Origin of the sequence: Gordonia sp. AC31, from assembly GCF_031844505.1 — a bacterium.
In the GTDB taxonomy this organism is placed as follows: domain Bacteria; phylum Actinomycetota; class Actinomycetes; order Mycobacteriales; family Mycobacteriaceae; genus Gordonia; species Gordonia hongkongensis.
The window spans coordinates 56,041-77,806 of the sequence record NZ_JAUZVK010000013.1 but is presented as its reverse complement, the minus strand read 5'-3'; the positions used below and the strand labels follow the sequence as shown (position 1 = coordinate 77,806).

Here is a 21,766-nt window from a genome sequence, read left to right as displayed (position 1 = left end):
CGATCTACGCCCCCAGGTCCGTGACCTCGACGGGTCCGACGGACTTGCCGTTGTCGGTCACCTCGAGGAAGTCGGCTCGGGTGCAATAGCTCAGGTGCGCGGTCTTGTTCCCGACGGGGTAGTCGCCGTCGACGCGGAAGCCGACACTCGCGTTGAGGCGGTGCACGGCCTTGTTGCGGACGTCGGGCTCGACGACGACGCGCGCGGCGCCGACCTCCAGGATCGCGGTCCGCATGATGTGCAGCATCACCGCGCCGGTGAAGCCCGGCAGGGACTGTTCGGCGTGGGCGACCAGCAGGTGCATGCCGATGTCACCGTCGGCGGGTACGTAACCGCTGGAGGGGGCGGCGAGTTCGCTGGTGGCCGGGTCGTAGAGCTCGAACAGGAACTGCGGGCGCCCGTCGTGGTAACCCAGGCGCATTCCGTGGGGCGTGCCGGCGGTGGCCTCGGCCGACTCGCGAATCATCTTCTCCACGTCGGCAACCGAGCTGTCGAGCATGTCCCAGTACTTGGCCTTGGGATGGGTGAGCCATCCGTGGACCGTCGCGGCGTGCGATACGTCGTCGAGGTCGACCGAGGTCAGGTCGTAGGTCGGGGCGGAGGAAATGGTCATGATGCCTTTGCTCTGGGTGGTGGTCTGTTGGGGTGCCGGAGAAGGTGCCGGATGCGGTCAGCCGCGCGCGATCTCGGCCTCCACCTGTTCGTCGGTGAGTTGCAGGACGTCGAGGAAGGTCTGTGCCACGAACTCGGCGCGTTCCCCGCCGAGTTCGGTGAGTCGTCCGGCGAGCCCCGCGATCGTCCGCCGGGAGAAGATGTCGGCGACCGAGAGGCCGGGTGCGTCGAGCCACTGGCGCGTCAGTGCGACCACCCGGGTGGCCTGGACGGAATCGCCGCCGAGGGAGATGAAGTCCTCGGTGACGTTCACGGGCGGGGTCGGCAGGACCTCGCCGAAGATCAGGGTGAGGGCCTCTTCGACCGGGCCGCGCGGCGCGACCGCCTCGACGGCGTCGTCGTCGGACCGGACGCCGGCGGCGATGGCCTTGCGGTCATGCTTGCCGTTCGGAGTCAGCGGGAACCGGTCCAGGACCGTGATGGACCGCGGGACCATGTGCGGTGGAAGGGCTTCCGACAACCGGGCGCGCAGGTCGGCGTCGTCCTCGGTCGATCCGTCGGTGAGTACCACCGCGGCACGCAGGTCGCGACCGTCGGACCAGGCGACGGCCGAGCCCACCCCGGTCAGACCCAGCAACCCGGCCTCGACCTCACCGAGTTCGACGCGGTACCCGCGGATCTTCACCATGTGGTCGGCGCGGCCCAGGAAGTCGAGGAAGCCACCCGGAAGGTAGCGCGCGAGATCGCCGGTGCGGTACCAACGCTGTCCCTCGTGCTCGACGAAACGATCAGCGGTGCGCTCCGGGTCGCCGCGGTAACCGTCGGCGACGCCGGCTCCGCCGATCCACAGTTCACCTGGCACGAGGTCGGGACGGTCGCGGCCGGCGTCGTCGACGACCCGGCAGCGGACGCCGCGGAGCGGAATCCCGTACGGCACGAACGCCATTCCGGCCGGGACGGCATCCGCTTCGCAGATGGTGGAATGGATCGCCGTCTCGGTGGTCCCGCCGAGGCCGGCCACGCGACAATCGGGCAGCTGTGCGCCGACACGCTCGAGCAGCGACACGTCGACCTTGTCGCCGCCCATGATGATCATCCGTAGCGACGCGGGCAGGGGGTTGAGATCGAGGAGCATGCCGAGGATCGACGGCACGCAGTTGAGCACGCTCACCGAGTGCTGGGTGAGCAGCCGCGCCCAGTCGTCGACCTTGGTCTGCTCGTCGTCGCCGGGCACGACGACGGCGCCGCCGACGGCGAGGAGGCCGAAGATGTCGAAGACCGAGAGGTCGAACTCCAGCGAGGATACCTGCAGGCTGCGATCGTCGGCTCCGATCGCATACCGGTCGACGAGGTCGGTGATCGTGGCGACCGCGGCCCGGTGCGGAACCTGCACGCCCTTGGGCAATCCGGTGGAGCCCGAGGTGAACAGGACGTAGGCGAGAGCGTCGTCGCCGATCGCGACCGGCTCGACCGGATCGGTGCGTCGGGCGTCGTTCACCTCGAGCACGGTGGCTTCGGCTGAGGTCCAGGCGGCGGGTTCGGCGGTGAGGATCGCGGCGGGGGTGGCGATGTCGACGATGCGCTCGCGGCGCGCCCGGGGCTGGGTGGGGGCGATCGGGACGTAGGCCGCGCCGGCGGCGAGCACTCCGAGCGCGGCGACGATCTGGTCGCCGCCCTTGGGGAGGTGCACGACGACCGTGTCACCCGGTGTGACCCCGGCTGCGACCAGGGCTCCGGCGACTCGGCGGGCCTCGTCGGCCAGTTCGGCGTGGGTCCAGGTGCGTGTGTCGGACACGACTGCCGGTGTCCCGGCACGCTCGGCGGCGCGGGCGAAGAAGGTTCCGTGCAGGGTGCCGTCGAAGGTGTCGGTGTCCGGGAGCGGACTCTCCACCGAAAGGCGCTGTGCGCGAATCTCGGCCGTGATGGGGTCCGGCGCGGGTACATCCCACTCACCGTCGACGAGGAGCCCGAGCAGACGGACGTAATGGTCGAACATCGAACGTGCGGTGGTGAGTTCGAGGTCGGAGGCACGGACGTCCCAGTTGAGGAGCAGTCCGCCGGCCACCTCGGTCACCTGTGCGTCGAGCAGCACCTGCGGACCCTGCGAGACGATCCACGACGGATCGCCCAGCACGTCGGTTGCCTGTTGCGAGAACAGGTCTCCCAGTCCCAGCGCGCTGGTGAACACGATCGGCGAGACCACTGGTTCGCCGCGGTGGCGACTCAGTTCGCGAAGCACGTCCAGTCCGTTCATCGAACCGTGCGCGGCGGCCTCGTGCATCGATGCCCGCATCGATCGCGCACGTTCGGCGAGCGTCGCCGGCTCGCTCAGGTCGACGCCCACGAGGATCGACGACGTGAAGTCGCCCACCACCCTCTCGACGTCCGGATGGACCTGTGGACGATCGAACAACGGCACCGTGAGTAGGAATCGCGATGTGGCCGAATGCGTTCCGACGGCTTCGGCGAACACTGCGGCCACCGCGGCCGCGGGGGTGACGCCGCGCCGGTGCGCGTGCTCCTCGAGTCGCTTCCAGTCCGACGCGGACACCGAATGGTGGAGGCGGACGCTGTGCGGTTCGACATCGCCGCGCATCGCACGTTCGTCGAGCGGGAGTTCGGGCGGGCCGGGGAGTGTGGGAATCCTTTCGCGCCACCAGGTCACGTCGTCGTCGCGGATCTCCCGCGACGTGCGATCCGCGGTGATCGTCGCGAAGGTGACGCCGAGTTCCGGCAGGGACTCGCCGCGGTACAGGCGAGCGAAGTCGTCGACGAGGACGCGGTAGCTCATCGCGTCGGCGGCGATCATGTCGACGTCGAGATGGACACGGGTCGAGTTCCCCGGCAGCAGACTCAGTTCGGCGCGGATCACCGCTCCCTCGTCGACCGGCAGGGCGCGGTGGGTGCCGTCCGCGCGGCGGGCCGCCAGGACCTGCTCGACCGTCTCCGGTGAGTGTTCCCGAAGGTCGTGCACCGCAATGGCTTCGGGGTGTGCCGGGCCGATCTCCTGGGTGCCGTCGGGAAGTACTCGGACGCGCAGCATCGGGTGGCGTTCCAGCAGCGCGGCCATCGCCGAGGTGAAGCGGTCGCGGTCGACGTCGGAACCGTCGAACTCGATGTAGAGGTGAGCGGCGACATTGCCGAACGCGTGGCTGTCCGACCTGCCGATCCAGTAGGCGTGCTGCATCGGAGCGAGGGGGAACGGTCCTTCGGTCGGTTCCGATGACGAAGGTGCGAGGTCGTCGGTGGTCGGCGCGGGCGTGCCGCCCAGCAACGCCGCCCACGCGGTGATGGTCGGTTGCGCGGCGAGGCGGGCGAAGTCGACGTCGAGGCCGCGTTTGCGCCAGGTGCCGGCCAGTCGCATCATCCGCAGCGAGTCGAGTCCCTGTGCGATGAGGTCCTGCTCGGGGTCGATCGACTCGGGGGTCACGCCGAGCGCCGTGGCCACCTGGTCGCGGATGTCCGAAGTCGCGGCGGCGGCCGCGCCGGCACCGGCCGGGTTCGCGTCGCTCGGCCGACCGGCCGAGGAGCGCAGAAGTGCCGCCCAGGCCGTGACCGTGGGTTGTGCGGCGAGGCGGGCGAAGTCGACGTCGAGGCCGCGTTTGCGCCAGGTGCCGGCCAGTCGCATCATCCGCAGCGAGTCGAGTCCCTGGGCGATGAGGTCCTGCTCCGGGTCTATCGACTCGGGCGTCAGGCCGAGGGCCTCGGACACCTCGGCGACGATGTCGGCCGCGGTGACAAGATCCGTGGTCTGGGAATTCGTGGCCATCAGCCGGCGTGCCTCTCGCAGTTCGGTGAGATGTTTACTCAGTCCGGGGAACCCGCATTTAGGGTAGGTTATACTAACTAACCGCTCCGCCCAATCTCTGGGCAATGTCGGCGAGGGCCCCGCGAGCCGACGCGAATTAGGTTAGCCTAAGTTTCACGTATTGGTCTCATCGGATGACGCGGATCACGTAGTCGCGATGATCGACTCGGGGTCTTGTGTCCGAGAAAGATTAGGCTACCCTACCCAAATGGTGCGAGCAGTTGTGTTCGCCGAGACCAGCGGTCGGGGACGACCCGCGGTATGACCACTCGGTCGCTCACACGACCGGAAGACGATCAGACGACCGACGCCAGGTGCTGGCGAGAACGGGAAACGAGAATGTCGCAGAACAGCGTGATCCTGGAGGAAGCGGGCTCGACCAATGCGTTGGCGGCCACCGTTCGTGAGGCGATGCTGGCGGGGGATACGAGTCTGTCCGTCCTGGACTCCGACACCGGCGAGTGGGTGACGGCGCCGTGGCGCGAGGTCCATGCCCGCGCGGAGCAGATCGCGGTCCAGTTGCTGGCTGACAGCGAACTGCACGAGCCGCAGGCGCTCGGCCTCATCGGGGACCCCACGGTGGACCTGATCGCCGCCATCCAGGGCGCGTGGCTCGCCGGTGTTCCGGTCACCATCCTGCCGGGCCCCATCCGGGGGGCCGACGAGGAGCGATGGGCGCAGAACACCTACCACCGGTACGTGTCGATCGGCGTCGGCACCGTCCTCGGCAGCGGAGCCCAGCTCGACCTGCTGTCGAAGGTCGAGGGACGGCTGCACATCGCGCGAGTGGGCGAGTACGGCCTCGGCGCCGACACCACCGACTTCGTCGCCCGTAACGTCAACGGCAACACCATCGCCGTCCTCCAGGGAACCGCCGGATCGACCGGAGACCCCAAGACCGTCGCCCTGACGGCCTCGGCCGTCTACTCGAACGCCATCGAACTGGTCAGCCGGCTCGGCCTCCACCGCACCCGCGACACCGGGTTCAGCTGGCTGCCGCTCTACCACGACATGGGTCTGATGTTCCTGCTCGCCGGGATGACCACCGGCATCCCCGCCTACATCGTGCCGAACACCGCCTTCGCGGCGGCGCCCTTCAAGTGGATGCAGTGGCTCACCGAGACCAAGACGACCGTCACCGCGGCGCCGAACTTCGCCTACGACATCCTCGGCCGCTACGGCAAACTGCTGCGCGACATCGACCTCTCACACCTGCGCGTCGCGATCAGCGGCGGTGAGCCGATCGACGCCGATGCCTTCGACAAGTTCCTCGAGGCGACCGCGCCGTTCGGATTCGATCGTTCCGCCGCGGCACCCGCCTACGGTATGGCCGAATCCGCCTGCGCGGTGACGATGCCCGCGGTCGGCGAGGGGGTGCACTACGACGAGGTCACCGTGACCCCGCCCGGCGGTGGCGAGCCCATTCGCCGCCGGTACGCGATCCTCGGTAAGCCGCTGGGCGGCATGCAGGTTCGCATCGTCGAGCCGAATGTCGACGTCCCGGTCATCGACGGGCGCAACGTCGGACACGTGGAGATCCGCGGCGCGTCGATGATGCGCGGCTACCTGGGCGACGCCGATCTCGGTGCGGGCGAATGGTTCTCGACCGGCGACCTCGGTTACCTGATCGACGATCGGCTGGTGATCTGCGGCCGGGCCAAGGAGGTCATCATCGTCGCGGGCCGCAACCTGTTCCCGATCGAGATCGAGCGCGCGGCCGCGGAAGTCGCCGGCGTGCGTCGCGGCGGCGTCGTCGCCATGGCGCGGGGGGAGGGTTCGGCCCGGCCGGGCCTGGTGATTCTCGCCGAGTACAAGGGGTCCGATCCCGACCAGGCGCGTGCAGAGGTCAACTCCGAGGTCGCGTCGGCGTGCGGGATCATGCCCGCCGAGGTCATCTTCGTCGCGCCGGACTCGGTGCCGCGCACCACATCCGGCAAGATCCGTCGCCTCGAGACCCGTCAGATGGTCGAGAACGGCACCTTCCAGTAGGTCCGGTTTTCCGTGGTGCGTCGTGTCATGCCGACGGTCACGAGAATGACAGTGTCTCCCCGGCCCGGACCCCGGGCCGGGGAGACACTGTAGAGAGGTTCAGACATGAGCGAGGTATCCACGAAGGGGCGCGGCTGGCAGGGCGCCGTCATGAAGATTCTTGGCGGTGACGACTTCACCTTCACCCTCACCGGCAAAGAGGCGGTGACGGATCACTATCTGCGACTGCGTTTCCACGGTGGCGGGCTCCTCACCGGTTCCGCGATCCACCCGACCATGTGGGTGCGCCTCTGGTTCGCCGACGGTGGCAAGCTGCATCAGCGCGGTTACACGCTCGTCGATCCCGACCCGGCGACGGACACCTTCGACATCGAGTTCGCGATCCACGACGGCACCGCCGCCCGATGGGCTCAGGACGCACATGTGGGTGACGCCATCGGCGCGACCCTGATGGGCTCGAAGTTCGCGATCCCCGACCCGGCGCCGGTGGGCTGGCTCATCGCGGGCGACACCGCTTCGCTCCCGGCGATCAATTCGCTGCTGGACTCGCTCGGCGACTCCGGGGCGGGTGCGACGATCTGGTTCGAGTATCAGCACGAGAGCGACAGGTCGCTGCCGCTACGGGTCCGCGATCAGGACACGGTGCACTGGCTTCCGCGTGAGCGCGCCGGCGCGGCCCTCGTCGACGCGGTCCGATCCGCCGCCTTCGACGCCGCCGACCACTTCGGTTGGGTTGCACTCGATTCCACGAGCACCCGCACGGTCGCCGGATTGTTCAAGGACGATTACGGGATTCCCAAGAAATCGGTGAAGTCGCAGGCCTACTGGATCGTCGGGAAGTCGTTCGCCTGACGGCGCCCCTGCTCCCTGAGGTGCGAGCGAAGCGAGCCTCGAAGGGCCTCGCGACGCATCTCGCCGCGCCCTTCGTGGCTCGTCGCTATCGCTCCTCGCACCTCAGGGAGCATGGGGAGGTTCGCACCTGAGGGAGTAGTTGTGTTGCGCAGCCGCGGTCAGTCGGCGATGTCGAAGACCACGGGGGCGTGATCGCTGGCGCCCTTCGCTTTTCGCGCGGCGCGATCGACGACGGCGCCCATGATGCGGGTGTCGAGAGCGGGCGAGCAGAACGCGTAGTCGATGCGCATGCCCTCGTTCCGGGGGAACCGCAGCTGGGTGTAGTCCCAGAAGGTGTACCCCGGGGCGTACGGAAGGGCCGAGTCGACGAGGCCGGCCTCCAGAAACCCCTGCACTGCGGCGCGTTCGGGTGGGGTTACGTGTGTGCGTCCCTCGAAGTACTCGCGATCCCACACGTCGTCGTCGGTCTGGGCGACGTTCCAGTCGCCGGCGAGCATCATGTCTGCGGCGGGGTCGTGGGCCAGCCGCAGGGTGACGTGATTCCGCAGCGCGTCGAGCCAGGCGAGCTTGTAGGTGTAGTGCGGGTCGTCGGGTGTCCTGCCGTTGGGTACATAGAGACTCCAGACGCGAACACCGTTGCAGCGCGCGGAGATCGACCGAGCCTCCCGGATCGGTTGGCCGTCGACCGGGTGCGTCGGCACGCCGTCGAAGGAGATCTCGACCTCGTCGAGCCCGACCCGTGAGGCGATCGCGACACCGTTGTAGGCGCCTTGCCCGACGTGCGCGACGTCGTAACCGGCGGCGAGGAAACCCATCAGCGGGAACGCGTCGTCGTGACACTTGGTCTCCTGCATCGCGAGAACGTCGACGCCGGCGGTCTCCGCCCAGGCGACGACGGACTCGGACCGGGCGCGGATCGAGTTGACGTTCCAGGTGGCGATCCTCATCGGATGTCCTCCGACGCGGCCGGCACGTGCGGTGTCACATAGCGATAGGTGTGATGCAGCCCGAAACCCAGGCGGCGATACCACGATCCGGCCAACCGGTTGGTGGACTCGACCTGCAGGTAGACCGAGTCGGCGCCCTGCTCGACCCCCCACGCCGTCAGCGCCGCGACCACCGCGGAGGATAGCCCGCCCCCGCGCGAGCCCGGGTCGGTCCACAGGGCGGTCAACCCCAGCCACCGGTGTCCGTCGGGCGACTCGGTCACCGAACCCCGCCCGATCGCTGCTGCATCGTCGACGGTCGCGAAGGTCATCGGGCCGTCCCCGGCGGTCACGACGCCGGCCACGGTGTCGAGTCCGAGCGACGCGCGCCCACCGGCGTATGCGCTCAACCAGCGGGTGTCCGGTTGCGGATCGAGTTGTACTGTCCGTCCGTGCATCTCGCCGGTGCGCGCGCGGAGCCCCGGCAGGTCGGCGGTCAGCATCTGTACCTCGACCCCGGGGTCTCCGGGAACGGAGCCCGACGGGATGAGGCGATCCGGGGAGGCGAGGAGCGGAGGGAGGCCGCGGTCGGCGTACCACTCACCGATATGTCGCAGGGTCGCGGCGTCGGGACGTGCGTGGCGTGCCAGGGGCACAGCCGAGTTGGCGCGTCTGCTGAATCCGTGACCGGCCCGCAGGAGCCAGCCGTCGACCCACTCCGTCTCGACACCGGGCCAGGCGAGGGCGGCGGCGTGCTCGAGCGCGCGGATCTCGCTGTTGCGCACCGGTTTCGCGGACAACAGACGGACCGAGGTGATCGCCGCGAACGGGATCGACAACTCCTCGTCGTCGCGTCGTATCCGCAGCGGGTCGGAGTCGTCGAGCAGGACGCCCGTCACGTCCGACCGGGCGGCCGCGGGATCTCCCCGCCAATCGGCGGGGGTCGCATCGCCCAGCAGATAGCGAACGACGACGCGGTCGCCCGGGACGGCACCCGACAATGAGACCTCCACGCGGAAGCGAGATCAGTCGTCGTCGTGCCCGAACGGGTCGGCGACCTCGCCGGGCGTCCACGTCAGACCGGGGACCCCCCACTTGTTGCGTTTGATCGCCTTCTTCGCGGCCCGGGCGTTGCGCCCCACGAGCACGTCGACGTAGAGGAAGCCGTCGAGGTGGCCGACCTCGTGCTGGAGCATCCGGGCGAAGAACCCCTCGCCCTCGATGACGACCTCGGCGCCGGTCCGGTCGGTGCCGGTGACGCGGGCCCAGTCGGCACGGCCGGTGGGGAACTGCTCACCCGGCACCGACAGGCATCCCTCGTCGTTGTCGTCGGGATCCGGCATGGTCTCGGGGATCTCGGAGGTCTCGAGGACCGGGTTGATGACCTCGCCGCGGCGGCGGGCCGCCGAGCGGTCGCCGTCGGGGCAGTCGTAGACGAACACCCGGGACCCGACGCCCACCTGATTGGCGGCCAGGCCCACACCGTGGGCGGCGTCCATGGTCTCGTACATGTCGTCGATGAGGCCGACGACCTCATCGGACGGACGGCCGTCCGCGTCGAGGGGGACCGGAGTGGTCGGCTGGTGCAGGACCGGCTCGCCCACGATGCAGATCGGGAGAATCGCCATGGCGATCACCTTAGCGCTGCTCAGGGCGCAGGAACGACGCCGGGTACGGCGTTGCGGATGGCGTCACCGGCAGGGCCGGGAATGCCGGGGAACAGCGTCGACTGCCAGTCGAAGCTGTCGACCGGCTCGGTCACCACCGAGCCCGCGCACGACCCGCGCAGCGACGTCCGCACGTTGGCGATGATCGTCGGGTCGCGCATCTCGATGACGTGGTCGTACCCGGTGTTCGCCAGGGGAACCGGGGAGTATGCGCGGCACTGTGCGGTGCCGTCGAGGCGCCCGTCGGTCCATTCGCCGTCGCTCTGCACCACCGAGTACCGGGTGGGGCCGGGGGCGTCGGGACCACGGTTGAGCTCGGTGACCGCGTCGGCGTACATGCAGGTGTCGTACCCGCCGTCGCGCGGCTGCGCGCAACCGCCGGGCGAGCCGTACTGGGCGGTCCCGATCGCGACGTACTCGTCGACGACGTCGGACCCGCCGAGGAACTTCAGGTAGTGCCGGGCGCCGAGCCCGCCCGCACTGTGGGTGACGAGCCCGATCGACTTCGCGGTGCCGACGAAAGGTGCGATCGTCCGCTGGATCAGCCGGGCGTCGGACGCCACGTCGCGTCCCCCGGCGTGCGCGTACACCACGGTGTTCCCGTCGGCGCGGATCGCCTCGGCCAGCGGACGGAACGTCTCCTCGTTCTGTGCGTTGCCGGCGTAGAGCTGCTGGCCGGGCACGATGACCACGACGCGCTCGGCGGGCGCGGCGGCAGCGGGCGCGGCGAGTGCCGCGGTCGCGACGGCGGCCGTGGAGGCCAGCGCCGCGATGGCTCCCATCACTGCTCGCCGGGTCCTCGCCACCCCGGATCCGGTTGTCGTCATCCCGACCGTCGTCATCTCTGTCCCCCGCCTCGACCCATCCCGGACGGGGATGAGTGAGGGCAGCCTAACAGCGGTCGCCGTCCGACGGAATGGTCGTGATGCGCGCCGTGGCGAGTCACACCGCGATCGGACCGGCCCGCCGTGGTTAGATTGGCTGCGAACCACACCGCTGTCATTCGTCTCCGTGAGGAGACGTCCGCGCCCGCGTCGCGTCGCGAATAGGTGCACGTCAGCGGTGGTGTGAGGTCGTCGACTGGTATCTGAGGGAGTGAGATGGACGGCGCAGCTGCGCGTAGCCAGAAACAGGGCGATCAAACCACCCCCGGCCAGGACGCAGAGGCCGGGGCGGCCGGCCGGCCGGTCGATCCGCACGAGGTCGGTGCGGACGGTCTGACCCGCCGCGAACACGACATCCTCGCGTTCGAGCGCCAGTGGTGGAAGTACGCCGGCGCCAAGGAAGAAGCGATCAAAGAGCTGTTCGGTTTGTCGGCGACCCGGTACTACCAGGTGCTCAACGCGCTGGTCGACCGGCCGGAGGCGCTCGCGGCCGATCCGATGCTCGTCAAGCGGCTCCGGCGCCTGCGCGCGACCCGTCAGAAGGCCCGTGCGGCGCGCCGTCTGGGCTTCGAGATCACCTGAGACGCTGAACCCGGACGCCCTCGCGCGGTGCGTTAAGGTCGTCGGTGATGAATGCAGATCGTGAGCCCAATCGCCTGCCGCTTCGTGCGGGGGCGATGATGCTCTTCGCAGTCGCCGTGGTCTTCATCGGCCTCGGCTGGCATTCCGCGGCGACCGCCGGGAACGACGCCCCGACGACCGAGGCCGCGACGACCGTGAGTTCGTCGCCCACGTCGACGCCGGCGTCCACGAGTGCGGCGTCGACCGACAAGCGGCTCTGCGTGATCAACGCCGGCCAGGTCGCGGGCCTCGCCTCGGACGTGACCGATCTGCTGGAGGCCAGGGGTTACCAGATGGCGGAGCCCGGCAACTACACCGCGGGCGGGTTCAGCGAGAACACGGTCTTCCACGAGGACGACACGGACAAGGCCGAGGCCGACGAGGTCGCCGAGGCACTCGGCGGCCAGGTCGCGGTCGAGGAGCGGCCGGCCTCGTTCACCCGGTGCCGCGGCGGCATCCCGGTGGTCGTGGTGACCGCGGTCAGCGGCGCATGACCCGGGCCGAGCCGCGAACCTCTGAATCACGAAACAGCTGAACCGAGAAGTACCGAAAACCACTGTCCGCCAACCAAGGAGTGACATGTCCGGACGTTCCACACTCGCCGCGCCCCGCGCTCTCGCCGCGTTGTTCTCCGCAGGACTGATCGGCGTGACACTGGCCGGGTGCAGCCCCGACCAGGAGCCCACGGACGTCCCGGGCACGACGCCGCCCGTCGTCAGCGATGCGCCGCTCCCGCCGGGCGCCGAGGACGACGTCGACGGCGAGCCCAGCGGCCAGATCGCCGTCGCCGAGATCAAGGACACCTCCGGCGACGTCGTCGGCCAAGCAACCTTCACCGCGGCCACCGAAACCGCCGAGCCGGTCACCATCAACGTGCGCGTCACCGCCGGTGACCTGCCGGCCGGGTTCCACGGCATGCACATCCACGAGACCGGCACCTGTGACGCGGGCGCCGGCGGCTCGCAGGCGTTCACCTCGGCGGGCGGACACCTGCAGGTGGACGGCAACACCGACCATCCCTCGAGCGGAGATCTGATCTCGATCAACATCCTCGAGGACCACACCGGCCGGACGGTCACCACGACCGACGCGGTGACCATCCAGCAGCTGATCGGCAAGTCGATCATGATCCACGAGAAGCCCGACAACTTCGGGAACATCCCGGCCGACAAGTACCCGGGCGGCCCGAACCCCGACACCCTGCGGACCGGCGACGCCGGCGCACGCATCGCGTGCGGTGTCATCGAAGAGGAGAGCTAGGGGTTCTGGCGCCGTCCGTCGCCACCTGAGCACATGACACCGATCGAGTTCGACGGGTCACCGACCCCCACCCTCGGGGTCGAATGGGAGTTCGCCCTGACCGACAAGGCAACCGGCGACCTGTCGAACTCGGCGGCGGCGCTCTTCGCCGCCGTCGGCGAACACCATCCCGACTTCGCGGGCAGAATCCACAAGGAGCTGCTGCGCAACACCGTCGAGTTGGTGACCGGCATCTGCCGGACCGCGGGCGAGGCGATCGCCGACCTCACGGGCACGCTCGGCGTGGTCCGGGGGCTGACCGAGGACCTCGGCGTCGATCTGTACGGCGCCGGTACGCATCCGTTCGCGGAGTACTCGACCCAACTGCTCACCGAGGGTCATCGATACGCGGAGCTGATCGAGCGCACCCAGTGGTGGGGACGGCAGATGCTGATCTGGGGCGTACACGTCCACGTCGGGATCAGCCACCGCGACAAGGTGTTACCCGTTCTCGACGCGCTCCTGAACTACTATCCGCACCTGCTCGCGCTGTCCTCGTCGTCGCCGATGTGGGCCGGTCAGGACACCGGATACGCGAGCAATCGCGCCATGATGTTCCAGCAACTCCCGACCGCCGGGCTGCCGTTCCAGTTCGAGACCTGGGAGCAGTTCGAGGCCTTCGTCGCCGACCAGAAGACGACCGGGATCATCGACCATCTCAACGAGATCCGCTGGGACATCCGGCCTTCCCCGCATCTGGGGACCATCGAGGTCCGCGTGTGCGACGGCATGACCAATCTCGGCGAGCTGTCGGCGATCGTCGCGCTCATCCATTGCCTGGTCGTCGACCTGGACCGGCGGTTCTCGGCGGGCGAGAAGCTGCCGACGATGGCGCCCTGGCTCGTCCAGGAGAACAAATGGCGGGCAGCCCGCTACGGACTCGACGCCATCGTCATCCTCGACTCCGACTGCACCGAGAAACTCGTGACCGAGGACCTCACCGCTCTGCTCGAACGTCTCGAACCGATTGCGCGCGAACTCGATTGCGTCGACGAGCTGTCCGGCGTCGAGCGCATCATCGCCCAGGGCGCGAGCTATCAGCGGCAGCGTGACGTGCATCGTCGCACCGGTTCGCTACGCGAGGTGGTCGCGTCGGTGGTCGCCGAGCTGGACGCTCCCTGATCTCAGTCGGCGCGAGATCCGGGAGGCAGGGCCCGGGCTCAGATGGCCAGACCGATGGCGAGCACGACGATTCCGAGAGCGGGAACCACACCCTGCTTCAGTGCGGCCGCGATCTTGTCGGGGCTCGACAGCGCCAGCACAAGTGCCGCGGCCGCCATCGAGGCCGTGCCGGTGATGACGAGTGTTGCGCCGATCGCGATGGATCCGCCGATGACAAAGGCGATCCCGACGAACACGGCGATCGCGAGGAACAGGTTGTAGAACCCCTGGTTGAACGCCAGTTCTCGCTGCGCGCTCGCCTGTTCCACCGTTCCGGTGCCGAACGTCGCGCGTGCTCGCGCGCTCGTCCATGCGATGGACTCCAGATAGAAGATGAAGACGTGGACGAGCGCCGCGATCGCGGCGAGCACCAGACCCGCGATGACCATTTCGTACTCCTCATTGTGAACGGGCCGTCGAAGAATAGTGTTCCGACCGGTCTAAAATACCGGAGGGCGACGACAGAGAGGTGGGCGGGCGGCGGATGGGACGGATCCAGGAGTTCGACACGACCGCGGTCGTCCGGGCCGCCCGCGGGATCTTCTGGCAGCGGGGATACGAGAGCGCGTCGCTCCCCGACCTGGAACGGGCGACCGGAATCGGGCGATCGAGTCTCTACCATGCCTTCGGATCGAAGCGGGGTCTCTTCGACGCCGCCGTACAGAGCTATCTCGACGAGGTGGTCCGCCCGCGGCTGCGTCCCCTGACCGGCGGCACCGTTGCGCCTGACGCCGTCGAGAACTACCTGAGCGGGCTGCGATCGGCGCTGACCGATGACACCTCCCCGGCGCGCGAGGGCTGTCTGCTCATCAACACCGCCGGTGCCCCCATCGGGCGCGACGCTGCTGTCGCCCGGACCATCGCCGCCTATCGCGACGAGTTGCGGAAGGCGGTGGGGGCCGGTGTGCGGGCGAGCTCGCCCGCGCTTGATGACGATCGACAGGCAGTCCTCGCCGACGCCGTGACGGCCTTGGTCATCGCCGCACTCGCGCTCGTGCGGGTCGTTCCCGGGGAAGCTGCCCGGGGCCTCGACACCGCGCTCGCGCTGGTCCGTGAGGCGCGAGGGGCGTCGGACGATCGGTCCGCAGTCAGTCCCGGTCCGGTGACTCCATGTCCCGCTGATCCATGAGCCCGTCGCGGGCCCGTTGCTCCTGGTACGCGAGCCGGCCGATCCGATGCGCCACGACAGGCGCGGTGATCAGGGCGAAGAGCCCGGCGAGAATCAGCATCCCGCTGTCGACGTTGTCGCCGAGCCGGAGCACGGCGCCGAGCAGGATGAGGAGCAGGCCGAAGGTCTGCGGTTTGGTGGCCGCGTGCATCCGGCTCAGGGTGTCCGGGAACCGGACGAGTCCGATGGCGGCGGTGACCGCCATCAGGCATCCGAGGAGCAGCAGCGTCGCGCTGATGATGTCGACGATCATGTCTGGTCGTCCCGGACTCGGAACCGCGCGATCGACACCGACCCGACGAAGCTGAGGAGGGCCAGGGCCACGATCGCCGGGACCACCGTCGAATCACGGCTGAACGCCGCCCAGGTCCCCAGGCCGCACATGCACAGCGCGATGAGCACGTCGAGTGCGACGAGTCGGTCGAGCGTGGTCGGGCCGCGCAGGATGCGGATCATCGTCAGCACCGCGGCGACGAGCAGCATGGCGGCGGCGATCGTCCAGACGTAGCTCATGAGTCACCTCGTTCCCGCTCGGGCTCGCCCTGTCGACGTTCCGGTTCGGTGTCGTCGATCGACCGGGCGTTGTCCACCGACCGGTCCACCGTGCGGACGTGGTGGAAGTCCTCGTCGATGCCGTGGAACGGACTCGGATGCCATTCGCTGTCCCGCTCGAACGCCTTGATGAACATCCGCTCGACATAGGCGACCTGATCGTAGAAGGCCCGCACCTTCTTCTCCGAGCGGACGTCGAAGACGTGCACGTAGAGCATCCGGCGTCGATGGTCGATCTCCAGGACCATGGTGCCCGGCACCAGGTTGAGGTAGTCGACGGCCAGGGTCAGCACCATGTCGGACTTGATCGCGACGCGCACCCGTACCACGGCGCCCAGCGGTGGCCGGCCGGGACGGATGGCCATCCAGCCGATCTGCACACTCGACACGAAGAAGTCGACGATCAGACGGCCGACGAGCTGCAGTACCGACAGGGGATGGATACGGCCCTCGACCGGGACCCGCGGCAACGGCAGCACGGTCAGCACGAGCATCGCCAGCACGATCCCTGCGATCACATTGGCCCAGGACAGCGTGCCCCACAGCAGGACCCAGACGAACGTCAGCCACGCGATGGTCCACAACCGGACCGCGACCTCGCGGCCGTCGCTGCCCAGCCACCTGGGCACACGGGTGTGCGTGCGCAACCACACCAGCGCGCCGACGAAGTGCCAGAAGACGAACAGCAGCGACACGCGCCAGACGTTGATGACCAGGGACATGACCGGTCCCTTGGTCGAGACGACCGGCGGCCGCCGTTTGGGCGCCGCGGATGCTCCGCGGGCGCGGTCGTCGGCTCGATCCTGCGCGCTCATCGGGTACCACCCACTCCCAGCACGGCGTCGACGTAGACGGCGCGGTCGACGACGTCGGTCGCCGCATGGTCGGTGAAGTCGAAGATGGGCCCGGCCCAGAGGGTGAGCACGAGTCCCGCGGCCACCATCGCCATCGTCGGCAGCACCATCATCACGGGCATCCGACCGACGTCCTCACGGTCGGAGAACGCGGCGTCGTCGGCGCTCTCGTCGATCAGCGCGGACGGGCCCTTGTCGGCGAGATCGCCCTCGGGGGCGTCGGCGCGCGGTCGCCAGAATCCCTTGGTCCAGATGCGGGCCATGACATAGAGGGTGAGCAGGCTGGTGACCACCGACCCGGCGACGAGAATCCAGGCCAGCACGGACCCGTCCTGGGTGCCCGCCTCGAGGAGGGCGACCTTGCCGATGAAACCGGAGAACGGTGGGATGCCGCCGAGATTCAGCGCGGGCACCAGGAACAGGACGGCCAGCAGGGGGCTGGCGATGAGCCCGCCCAGGCGGCGGAGCGAGGCCGAACCGGCTTGACGTTCGATCAGGCCGACGACCAGGAACAGCGTCGTCTGCACGAGGATGTGGTGGGCGACGTAGTAGATCGCCGCCGACATCCCGAGGTCCGACGACAGCGCGATGCCGAAGATCATGTAGCCGATGTGGCTGACGAGGGTGAACGACAGCAGTCGCTTGATGTCGGCCTGGGCGATCGCGCCGAAGATGCCCACGAGCATCGTCAACAGGCCGGCGACCAGCAGCACCGCGTCCATCGTGCCGCCGGGGAACAGCAGCGAGTGGGCGCGCACGATCGCGTACACACCGACCTTGGTGAGCAGGCCGGCGAACACCGCCGTGACGGGTGCCGGCGCGGTGGGGTAGGAGTCGGGTAGCCACGTCGACAGCGGGAACACCGCGGCCTTGATGCCGAACGCCACGAGCAGCACCGCGAACAGCGCGTTGCGGGTCCCGTCGGGGACGTCGTCGAGGCGCACGGCCATCTCGGCGAGGTTGAGGGTGCCGGTCGTCGCGTACGCGAACGCGATGCCCGCGAGGAAGATCAGCGACGACACCATCGACACCATCACGTACGACGCGCCCGCTCGGACACGTTCGGCGCTCGCCCCGAGGGTCAGCAGCACGTAACTCGCGGTCAGCAGGATCTCGAACGAGACGTACAGGTTGAACAGGTCGCCGGCGAGGAACGCGTTGCAGACACCCGCGGTCAGGATGAGGTAGGTCGGCAGGAAGATCGACGTCGGCTGCTGGGCCGTGCCGTCACGGATACCCTGCCCGATCGCGTACACGACGACGCACAGCAGCACGATCGTCGAGACGACGAGCATCAGGGCCGCGAGCTGGTCGACGACCAGCGTGATCCCGAGCGGTCCGTTCGGGTAGCCCTTGTCTCCCCAGCCGCCGATCGCGACCGCGAAGGTCCCGTGGCGGTCGGTCAGGTACAGCATCAGGCACGACGCGACGAACGCGACGGTGATGGCGACGATCGACACCGCCCGCTGGATCTTGGGGCTGCGGCCGAGCAGCAGCGAGACGGCGGCAGCGCCCAGCGGCACCAGCGTCGGCAGCGTGATCAGGACGGGGATCCATGACTCCTGCGGGGTCATCGGTCACCCCCGTTCTCGTCGGCGTGCTTCTTCTTGTCCGGCCCGACCACGTCGCGGTCCGGCATCTCACGCTGGTCGATGACGTCGGGGTCGGCGTCGTCCTCGCCGGACCCGTCGGGAGGTGCGACGGCCGACTTGGGACCCACCTCGTCGGGACCGAGTTCGCCCGGCCCGTACACGTCCGGCCCGTCCTCGCGGGCGGCGGTCTGCGCCGAGGTCTCGGGATCGGGCTCCTCCTCCGCGCCGCCGATCTCGTCGACGACGTCGGAGTCCGTCGGCATGATGTCGGTCTCGTAGAGCGCGGCGTGCCGGGCGGCGGCCTCCTCCGCGGTGAGCGGATTGCCCTTGTCGTCGAAGTGATCGCCGGTCGGGGTGTCGGAGAGGGTCAGTGGATCGTCGCTGCGATCGCGGTCGGGTGCCGTCCCCAGCGATCCGCTCAAGATCTTGACGTCCTCCTCGTCGTCCTCGACGTCGTCGTCGTCACGATTGATCACGAACAGCCGGTAGACCAGCGCCAGGACGAACGCGGCGACGCCCATCATGATCACGATCGCGGTCAGGACCATGCCCTGCGCGAGGGGATCGGCGTCGGACGCCCGGTTCTCCGACGACCGGCCCATGATCGGCGGGTTCCCCATGCCGCCCGACACGACGATGATCATCAGGTTGAGCGCATTGCCGACGAGCAGGAGCCCGAAGAGCATCCGGACCAGACTGCGTTCCATCAGCAGGTACACGCCGCACGCCGCCATCGCGCCGACGACCAGCATGAGCGAGAGATTCGTGGTCATCGGCTCACCTGCTCGCCGGTGGTACTCGCGGCGTCGTCCGACGCGGTGTCGCCACGCGAGTTCTCGATGCGCGCCGCGGTGCGGGCGATCGTGGTCTCCACATCGAGACGCGCGCCGAGACTTCGCAGCACGTCCAGGACGAGCCCGACGACTATCAGGTAGATGCCGAGGTCGAAGAACAGGGCGGTCACGAACTTGATGTCGCCGAGGACCGGGACGGTGACCTCGAAGACCGCCGACGAGAGTGCGGGGGCGCCGAGGAACATCGAGACGATCGCCGTGGTCGCCGAGACGGCCAGGCCGGCGCCCAGGATGCGGCCGGGCTCGATAGGCAGCGCCTCACCGAGTTCGTAGCGTCCGCCCGCCAGGTAGCGGAGGACGAGCGCGAGACCCATCGTCAGGCCGCCGGCGAAGCCACCGCCCGGCGCATTGTGGCCGGCGTAGAAGAAGTAGATCGACAGCACGACCATCGTCGGGAACAGCAACCGCGTCGTGGCCTCGAGAACCATCGACCGGTGGCGTGGATCGCGCAGCCCGGAACCGAGCAGCCAGGTGGTGCGGTCCGGTGGGACGCGATCGTCGTCGTCCCCGTTGTCGCCGGCCTGCAGCCGGGCGGCGTCGGCCACGCGTGGTGCCGCCCCGAAGCGGCGGTTGCGGAAGACCATCGACGCGACGCCGGTGGCGGCCGCGATGAGCACCGACACCTCGCCGAGGGTGTCCCAGGCGCGGATGTCGACGAGCAGGACATTAACGGCGTTGGCGCCGTGACCGTAGTCGTAGGCGGCCTCGGGCAGGTCGACGTGCAGCGGTTCGGTCGAGCGGGCGGACGCCGCGAACAACCCGATCAGGACCAGCATCGCGCCGAAGGCGAGTCCGATGAGGGCGCGCAGCGGCTTGAACCCGGTGGCGTGCCGCTTCTCCGGTTCGGCGGGCAGCTTGCGCAGTACCAGCACGAAGATGACCAGGGTGAGCGTCTCGACGAGGAACTGGGTGAGCGCGAGGTCGGGGGCGCCGTACAGCGCGAACAGCATCGCGCAGCCGTAGCCGGTGATCCCGACGACGAGCGTCGCGGCGAGGCGGTTGCGCAGCAGCACGGCGGCCAACGACGCGGCGACGATGCACCCGCCGATCACCAGCTGGACCGGCTTGGCGTCGTAGTCGATCTCCAGTCGGTCGCGAGCGCCGGCGAACAGCACGATGGTCGGCAGCAGGATCGCGGTGCACAGGATGACGCCCTGCGTCACCGGCAGTGACCCGCGCTGGGTGTTGCGCGTCAGCAGCAGCGACAGGGTGTCCGCACCGCGCAGCGTCGCGTCGTAGATGCGGTCGGCGTTCACCAGCGGGCGGAAGCCGAAGACGCGGTCGCGGACCCGGCGGATACCGAGGAACAGCAGGGCGCCGCCGACGATGACGATGATCGAGAACACGACGGGAAGGCCGAACCCGTGCCACAGCGCGAGATGCTCGAGTTCGTGCCCGTACCCGTCGAGGGTCTCGGCGTACGGCTCGAAGAGAGCGCCGAGCTGCGGGCTGAACACACCGGCCGCCACACCGGCCGCGGCGAGCGCCACGGGCGAGAAGTAGAAGGGCCACTTCGGCGGGTGCATCTTGGCGACCGCCGGACTCGGGGTGCTGCGCACCTTGCGGCCGAACGCGCCCCACAAGAAGCGGAGCGTGTAGGCACAGGTGATGATCGAGCCGACCAGCAGGATGATGTCGACGGCGTGGGCCTGCCACGAGACGAACGCCCCGGTCTCCCACACCGAGGCGAAAGCTGTTTCCTTGCCGACGAATCCGAGGGTGACGGGGATGCCGGCCATGCTCGCCCCGGCGACCGCGGCGGTGATCGCCAGCCCCGGGAGACGATGGCCGAGCCGGGCGAGTTTGCGGACATCGCGGGTACCGGTGGAGTGGTCGATGATGCCGACGACCATGAACAGCGACGCTTTGAACAACGCGTGCGCGACGAGCATCGCGATGCCCGCCATGGCGACGTTCGCGTCACCGATGCCGACCAGCACGGCCATGAAGCCGAGCTGGGACACCGTGCCGAACGCGAGGATGAGTTTGAGGTCGAGCTCGCGCAGCGAGCGCCATCCGCCGAGCACCATCGTCACCAGGCCGAGCCCCACCACGGCGATCTGCCAACTGATCGTCACCGAGAAAGCAGGGGCCAGACGGGCGATGAGGTAGATGCCGGCCTTGACCATCGCGGCCGCGTGCAGGTACGCGCTGACCGGGGTCGGTGCGGCCATGGCGCCGGGCAGCCAGAAGTGGAACGGGACGATGGCCGATTTGGTGAGCGCGCCGATCAGCAGCAGGACCACCGCGATGTCGACGTACACACCGGTCGGCGGTGCCGAGACGATCTCCGACAGCAGGTAGGTGCCCGACCGCTCGCCCAGCATGATGATGCCGACGAGCATGGCCAGACCGCCGAACGTGGTGACCAGCAGCGCCTGGGTGGCGGACCGCCGAGCCGTCGCGCGCACCCCGTAGAAGCCGACCAGCATGAACGAGAGCACGGTCGTGAGCTCCCAGAACACGTACAGCACCAGCATGTTGTCGGAGATGACGAGGCCGAACATGGCCGCGGCGAACGCGACCATCTCCCCGCCGAACACGGCGACGCGGGGACGGGCGTCGTCGAAGTAGTGGGCGCAGTAGCAGAGGACGAGCGCACCGACCCCGAGGATCAGCACCGACAGGATCGCGGTCAGGGTGTCGAAGCGGGTGGCGATGTCCATCTGGAGTGATGGGACCCAGCTGACCGTCTCGACCCGGGCGGCAGCCGCATCGGCCGGCGGCCAGTTGAGCACGACCCAGATCAGCGCGCCGAGGGGCGCCAGTGCGAGAACGTAGAAACCGCGGGTACCCATCCAATGGATGACTGCGGGCGCGACGAGTGCGCACACTGCCAACGCAGCCAACACAGAGATCAAAAGGGCACTCCGTCTTTCTCCCGGCGGGGTGTCACGGGCGAGCACCCGCGGTGGCTACTTTACCGT

At 68.9% G+C, this 21,766-nt stretch carries 20 protein-coding genes; 7 read left to right on the top strand and 13 right to left on the bottom strand.

The annotated features are described in order from the left end of the window. Positions 1-4 precede the first annotated feature (4 nt). Positions 5-613, bottom strand: a complete 609-nt coding sequence (locus Q9R39_RS16270) for a GNAT family N-acetyltransferase (protein WP_159369985.1) — start codon at positions 611-613, stop codon at positions 5-7. 57 nt (positions 614-670) lie between these two features. Beyond that, positions 671-4,381 (bottom strand): amino acid adenylation domain-containing protein, encoded by a 3,711-nt coding sequence (locus Q9R39_RS16265; protein ID WP_311277786.1) that lies wholly within the window; start codon positions 4,379-4,381, stop codon positions 671-673. A gap of 378 nt (positions 4,382-4,759) precedes the next feature. Between Q9R39_RS16265 and mbtM the strand changes: the two genes are divergently transcribed. Both mbtM and Q9R39_RS16255 read left to right on the top strand, forming a co-directional pair. After that, the gene (mbtM, locus tag Q9R39_RS16260) at positions 4,760-6,409 is read left to right on the top strand and encodes a long-chain-fatty acid--ACP ligase MbtM (protein ID WP_058251360.1); all 1,650 of its coding nucleotides are present in this window, start codon (positions 4,760-4,762) and stop codon (positions 6,407-6,409) included. A gap of 105 nt (positions 6,410-6,514) precedes the next feature. Next, entirely contained in the window at positions 6,515-7,261 is a 747-nt protein-coding gene (locus Q9R39_RS16255) for a siderophore-interacting protein (RefSeq protein ID WP_311277785.1), read from the top strand. A gap of 158 nt (positions 7,262-7,419) precedes the next feature. Here the strand turns inward: Q9R39_RS16255 and Q9R39_RS16250 are convergent, their stop codons facing one another. The 4 genes from Q9R39_RS16250 to Q9R39_RS16235 are packed head-to-tail and all read right to left on the bottom strand — an operon-like array spanning position 7,420 to position 10,681. Continuing rightward, a complete protein-coding gene (locus Q9R39_RS16250; RefSeq protein WP_311277784.1) occupies positions 7,420-8,208 on the bottom strand; it encodes an exodeoxyribonuclease III in 789 nt (262 codons plus the stop codon). Continuing rightward, a complete protein-coding gene (locus Q9R39_RS16245; RefSeq protein WP_311277783.1) occupies positions 8,205-9,188 on the bottom strand; it encodes a GNAT family N-acetyltransferase in 984 nt (327 codons plus the stop codon). Before Q9R39_RS16245 ends, Q9R39_RS16250 begins: the two co-directional genes overlap by 4 nt. Positions 9,189-9,212: 24 nt before the next feature. Continuing rightward, positions 9,213-9,815: a peptide deformylase gene (locus Q9R39_RS16240; RefSeq protein ID WP_159369990.1), complete on the bottom strand. Its 603-nt coding sequence runs from the start codon at positions 9,813-9,815 to the stop codon at positions 9,213-9,215. A 20-nt stretch (positions 9,816-9,835) separates the two neighbouring features. After that, complete coding sequence (locus Q9R39_RS16235) at positions 9,836-10,681, bottom strand: lipase (protein WP_311277782.1); 846 nt, start codon at positions 10,679-10,681, stop codon at positions 9,836-9,838. A 273-nt stretch (positions 10,682-10,954) separates the two neighbouring features. On the opposite strand from Q9R39_RS16235, the gene Q9R39_RS16230 reads away from it, so the two are divergent. The 4 genes from Q9R39_RS16230 (at position 10,955) to Q9R39_RS16215 (ending at position 13,780) form a co-directional block, all read left to right on the top strand. Further along, the gene (locus tag Q9R39_RS16230) at positions 10,955-11,320 is read left to right on the top strand and encodes a DUF3263 domain-containing protein (RefSeq protein ID WP_065630471.1); all 366 of its coding nucleotides are present in this window, start codon (positions 10,955-10,957) and stop codon (positions 11,318-11,320) included. Positions 11,321-11,367: 47 nt separating this feature from the next. Continuing rightward, positions 11,368-11,853: a LytR C-terminal domain-containing protein gene (locus tag Q9R39_RS16225; RefSeq protein WP_311277781.1), complete on the top strand. Its 486-nt coding sequence runs from the start codon at positions 11,368-11,370 to the stop codon at positions 11,851-11,853. A gap of 85 nt (positions 11,854-11,938) precedes the next feature. After that, positions 11,939-12,619 (top strand): superoxide dismutase family protein, encoded by a 681-nt coding sequence (locus Q9R39_RS16220; RefSeq protein WP_159369993.1) that lies wholly within the window; start codon positions 11,939-11,941, stop codon positions 12,617-12,619. A 33-nt stretch (positions 12,620-12,652) separates the two neighbouring features. Next, on the top strand, positions 12,653-13,780 hold the full coding sequence (locus Q9R39_RS16215) for a glutamate--cysteine ligase (RefSeq protein ID WP_311277780.1): 1,128 nt from the start codon (positions 12,653-12,655) through the stop codon (positions 13,778-13,780). Between the two features lie 38 nt (positions 13,781-13,818). Here the strand turns inward: Q9R39_RS16215 and Q9R39_RS16210 are convergent, their stop codons facing one another. Then, positions 13,819-14,208 carry a DUF1304 domain-containing protein gene (locus Q9R39_RS16210; protein WP_311277779.1) on the bottom strand — a complete coding sequence of 130 codons (390 nt, stop codon included), beginning with the start codon at positions 14,206-14,208 and terminating at the stop codon, positions 13,819-13,821. 95 nt (positions 14,209-14,303) lie between these two features. Between Q9R39_RS16210 and Q9R39_RS16205 the strand changes: the two genes are divergently transcribed. Beyond that, the gene (locus Q9R39_RS16205) at positions 14,304-14,948 is read left to right on the top strand and encodes a helix-turn-helix domain-containing protein (protein ID WP_311277778.1); all 645 of its coding nucleotides are present in this window, start codon (positions 14,304-14,306) and stop codon (positions 14,946-14,948) included. Here the strand turns inward: Q9R39_RS16205 and mnhG are convergent. The 6 genes from mnhG to Q9R39_RS16175 are packed head-to-tail and all read right to left on the bottom strand — an operon-like array spanning position 14,908 to position 21,700. Then, positions 14,908-15,240, bottom strand: coding sequence for a monovalent cation/H(+) antiporter subunit G (gene mnhG, locus Q9R39_RS16200; RefSeq protein ID WP_277243897.1), 333 nt, complete (start codon positions 15,238-15,240; stop codon positions 14,908-14,910). The genes Q9R39_RS16205 and mnhG overlap by 41 nt on opposite strands. After that, entirely contained in the window at positions 15,237-15,500 is a 264-nt protein-coding gene (locus Q9R39_RS16195) for a monovalent cation/H+ antiporter complex subunit F (protein ID WP_058251350.1), read from the bottom strand. The genes mnhG and Q9R39_RS16195 overlap by 4 nt, the downstream gene beginning before the upstream one ends. Next, entirely contained in the window at positions 15,497-16,354 is an 858-nt protein-coding gene (locus Q9R39_RS16190) for a Na+/H+ antiporter subunit E (RefSeq protein WP_311277777.1), read from the bottom strand. Before Q9R39_RS16190 ends, Q9R39_RS16195 begins: the two co-directional genes overlap by 4 nt. Further along, positions 16,351-17,967: a Na+/H+ antiporter subunit D gene (locus Q9R39_RS16185; RefSeq protein WP_058251348.1), complete on the bottom strand. Its 1,617-nt coding sequence runs from the start codon at positions 17,965-17,967 to the stop codon at positions 16,351-16,353. The genes Q9R39_RS16190 and Q9R39_RS16185 overlap by 4 nt, the downstream gene beginning before the upstream one ends. Next, the gene (locus Q9R39_RS16180) at positions 17,964-18,758 is read right to left on the bottom strand and encodes a Na(+)/H(+) antiporter subunit C (RefSeq protein ID WP_311277776.1); all 795 of its coding nucleotides are present in this window, start codon (positions 18,756-18,758) and stop codon (positions 17,964-17,966) included. The genes Q9R39_RS16185 and Q9R39_RS16180 overlap by 4 nt, the downstream gene beginning before the upstream one ends. Continuing rightward, positions 18,755-21,700: a Na+/H+ antiporter subunit A gene (locus Q9R39_RS16175; RefSeq protein WP_311277775.1), complete on the bottom strand. Its 2,946-nt coding sequence runs from the start codon at positions 21,698-21,700 to the stop codon at positions 18,755-18,757. The genes Q9R39_RS16180 and Q9R39_RS16175 overlap by 4 nt, the downstream gene beginning before the upstream one ends. Positions 21,701-21,766 lie beyond the last annotated feature (66 nt).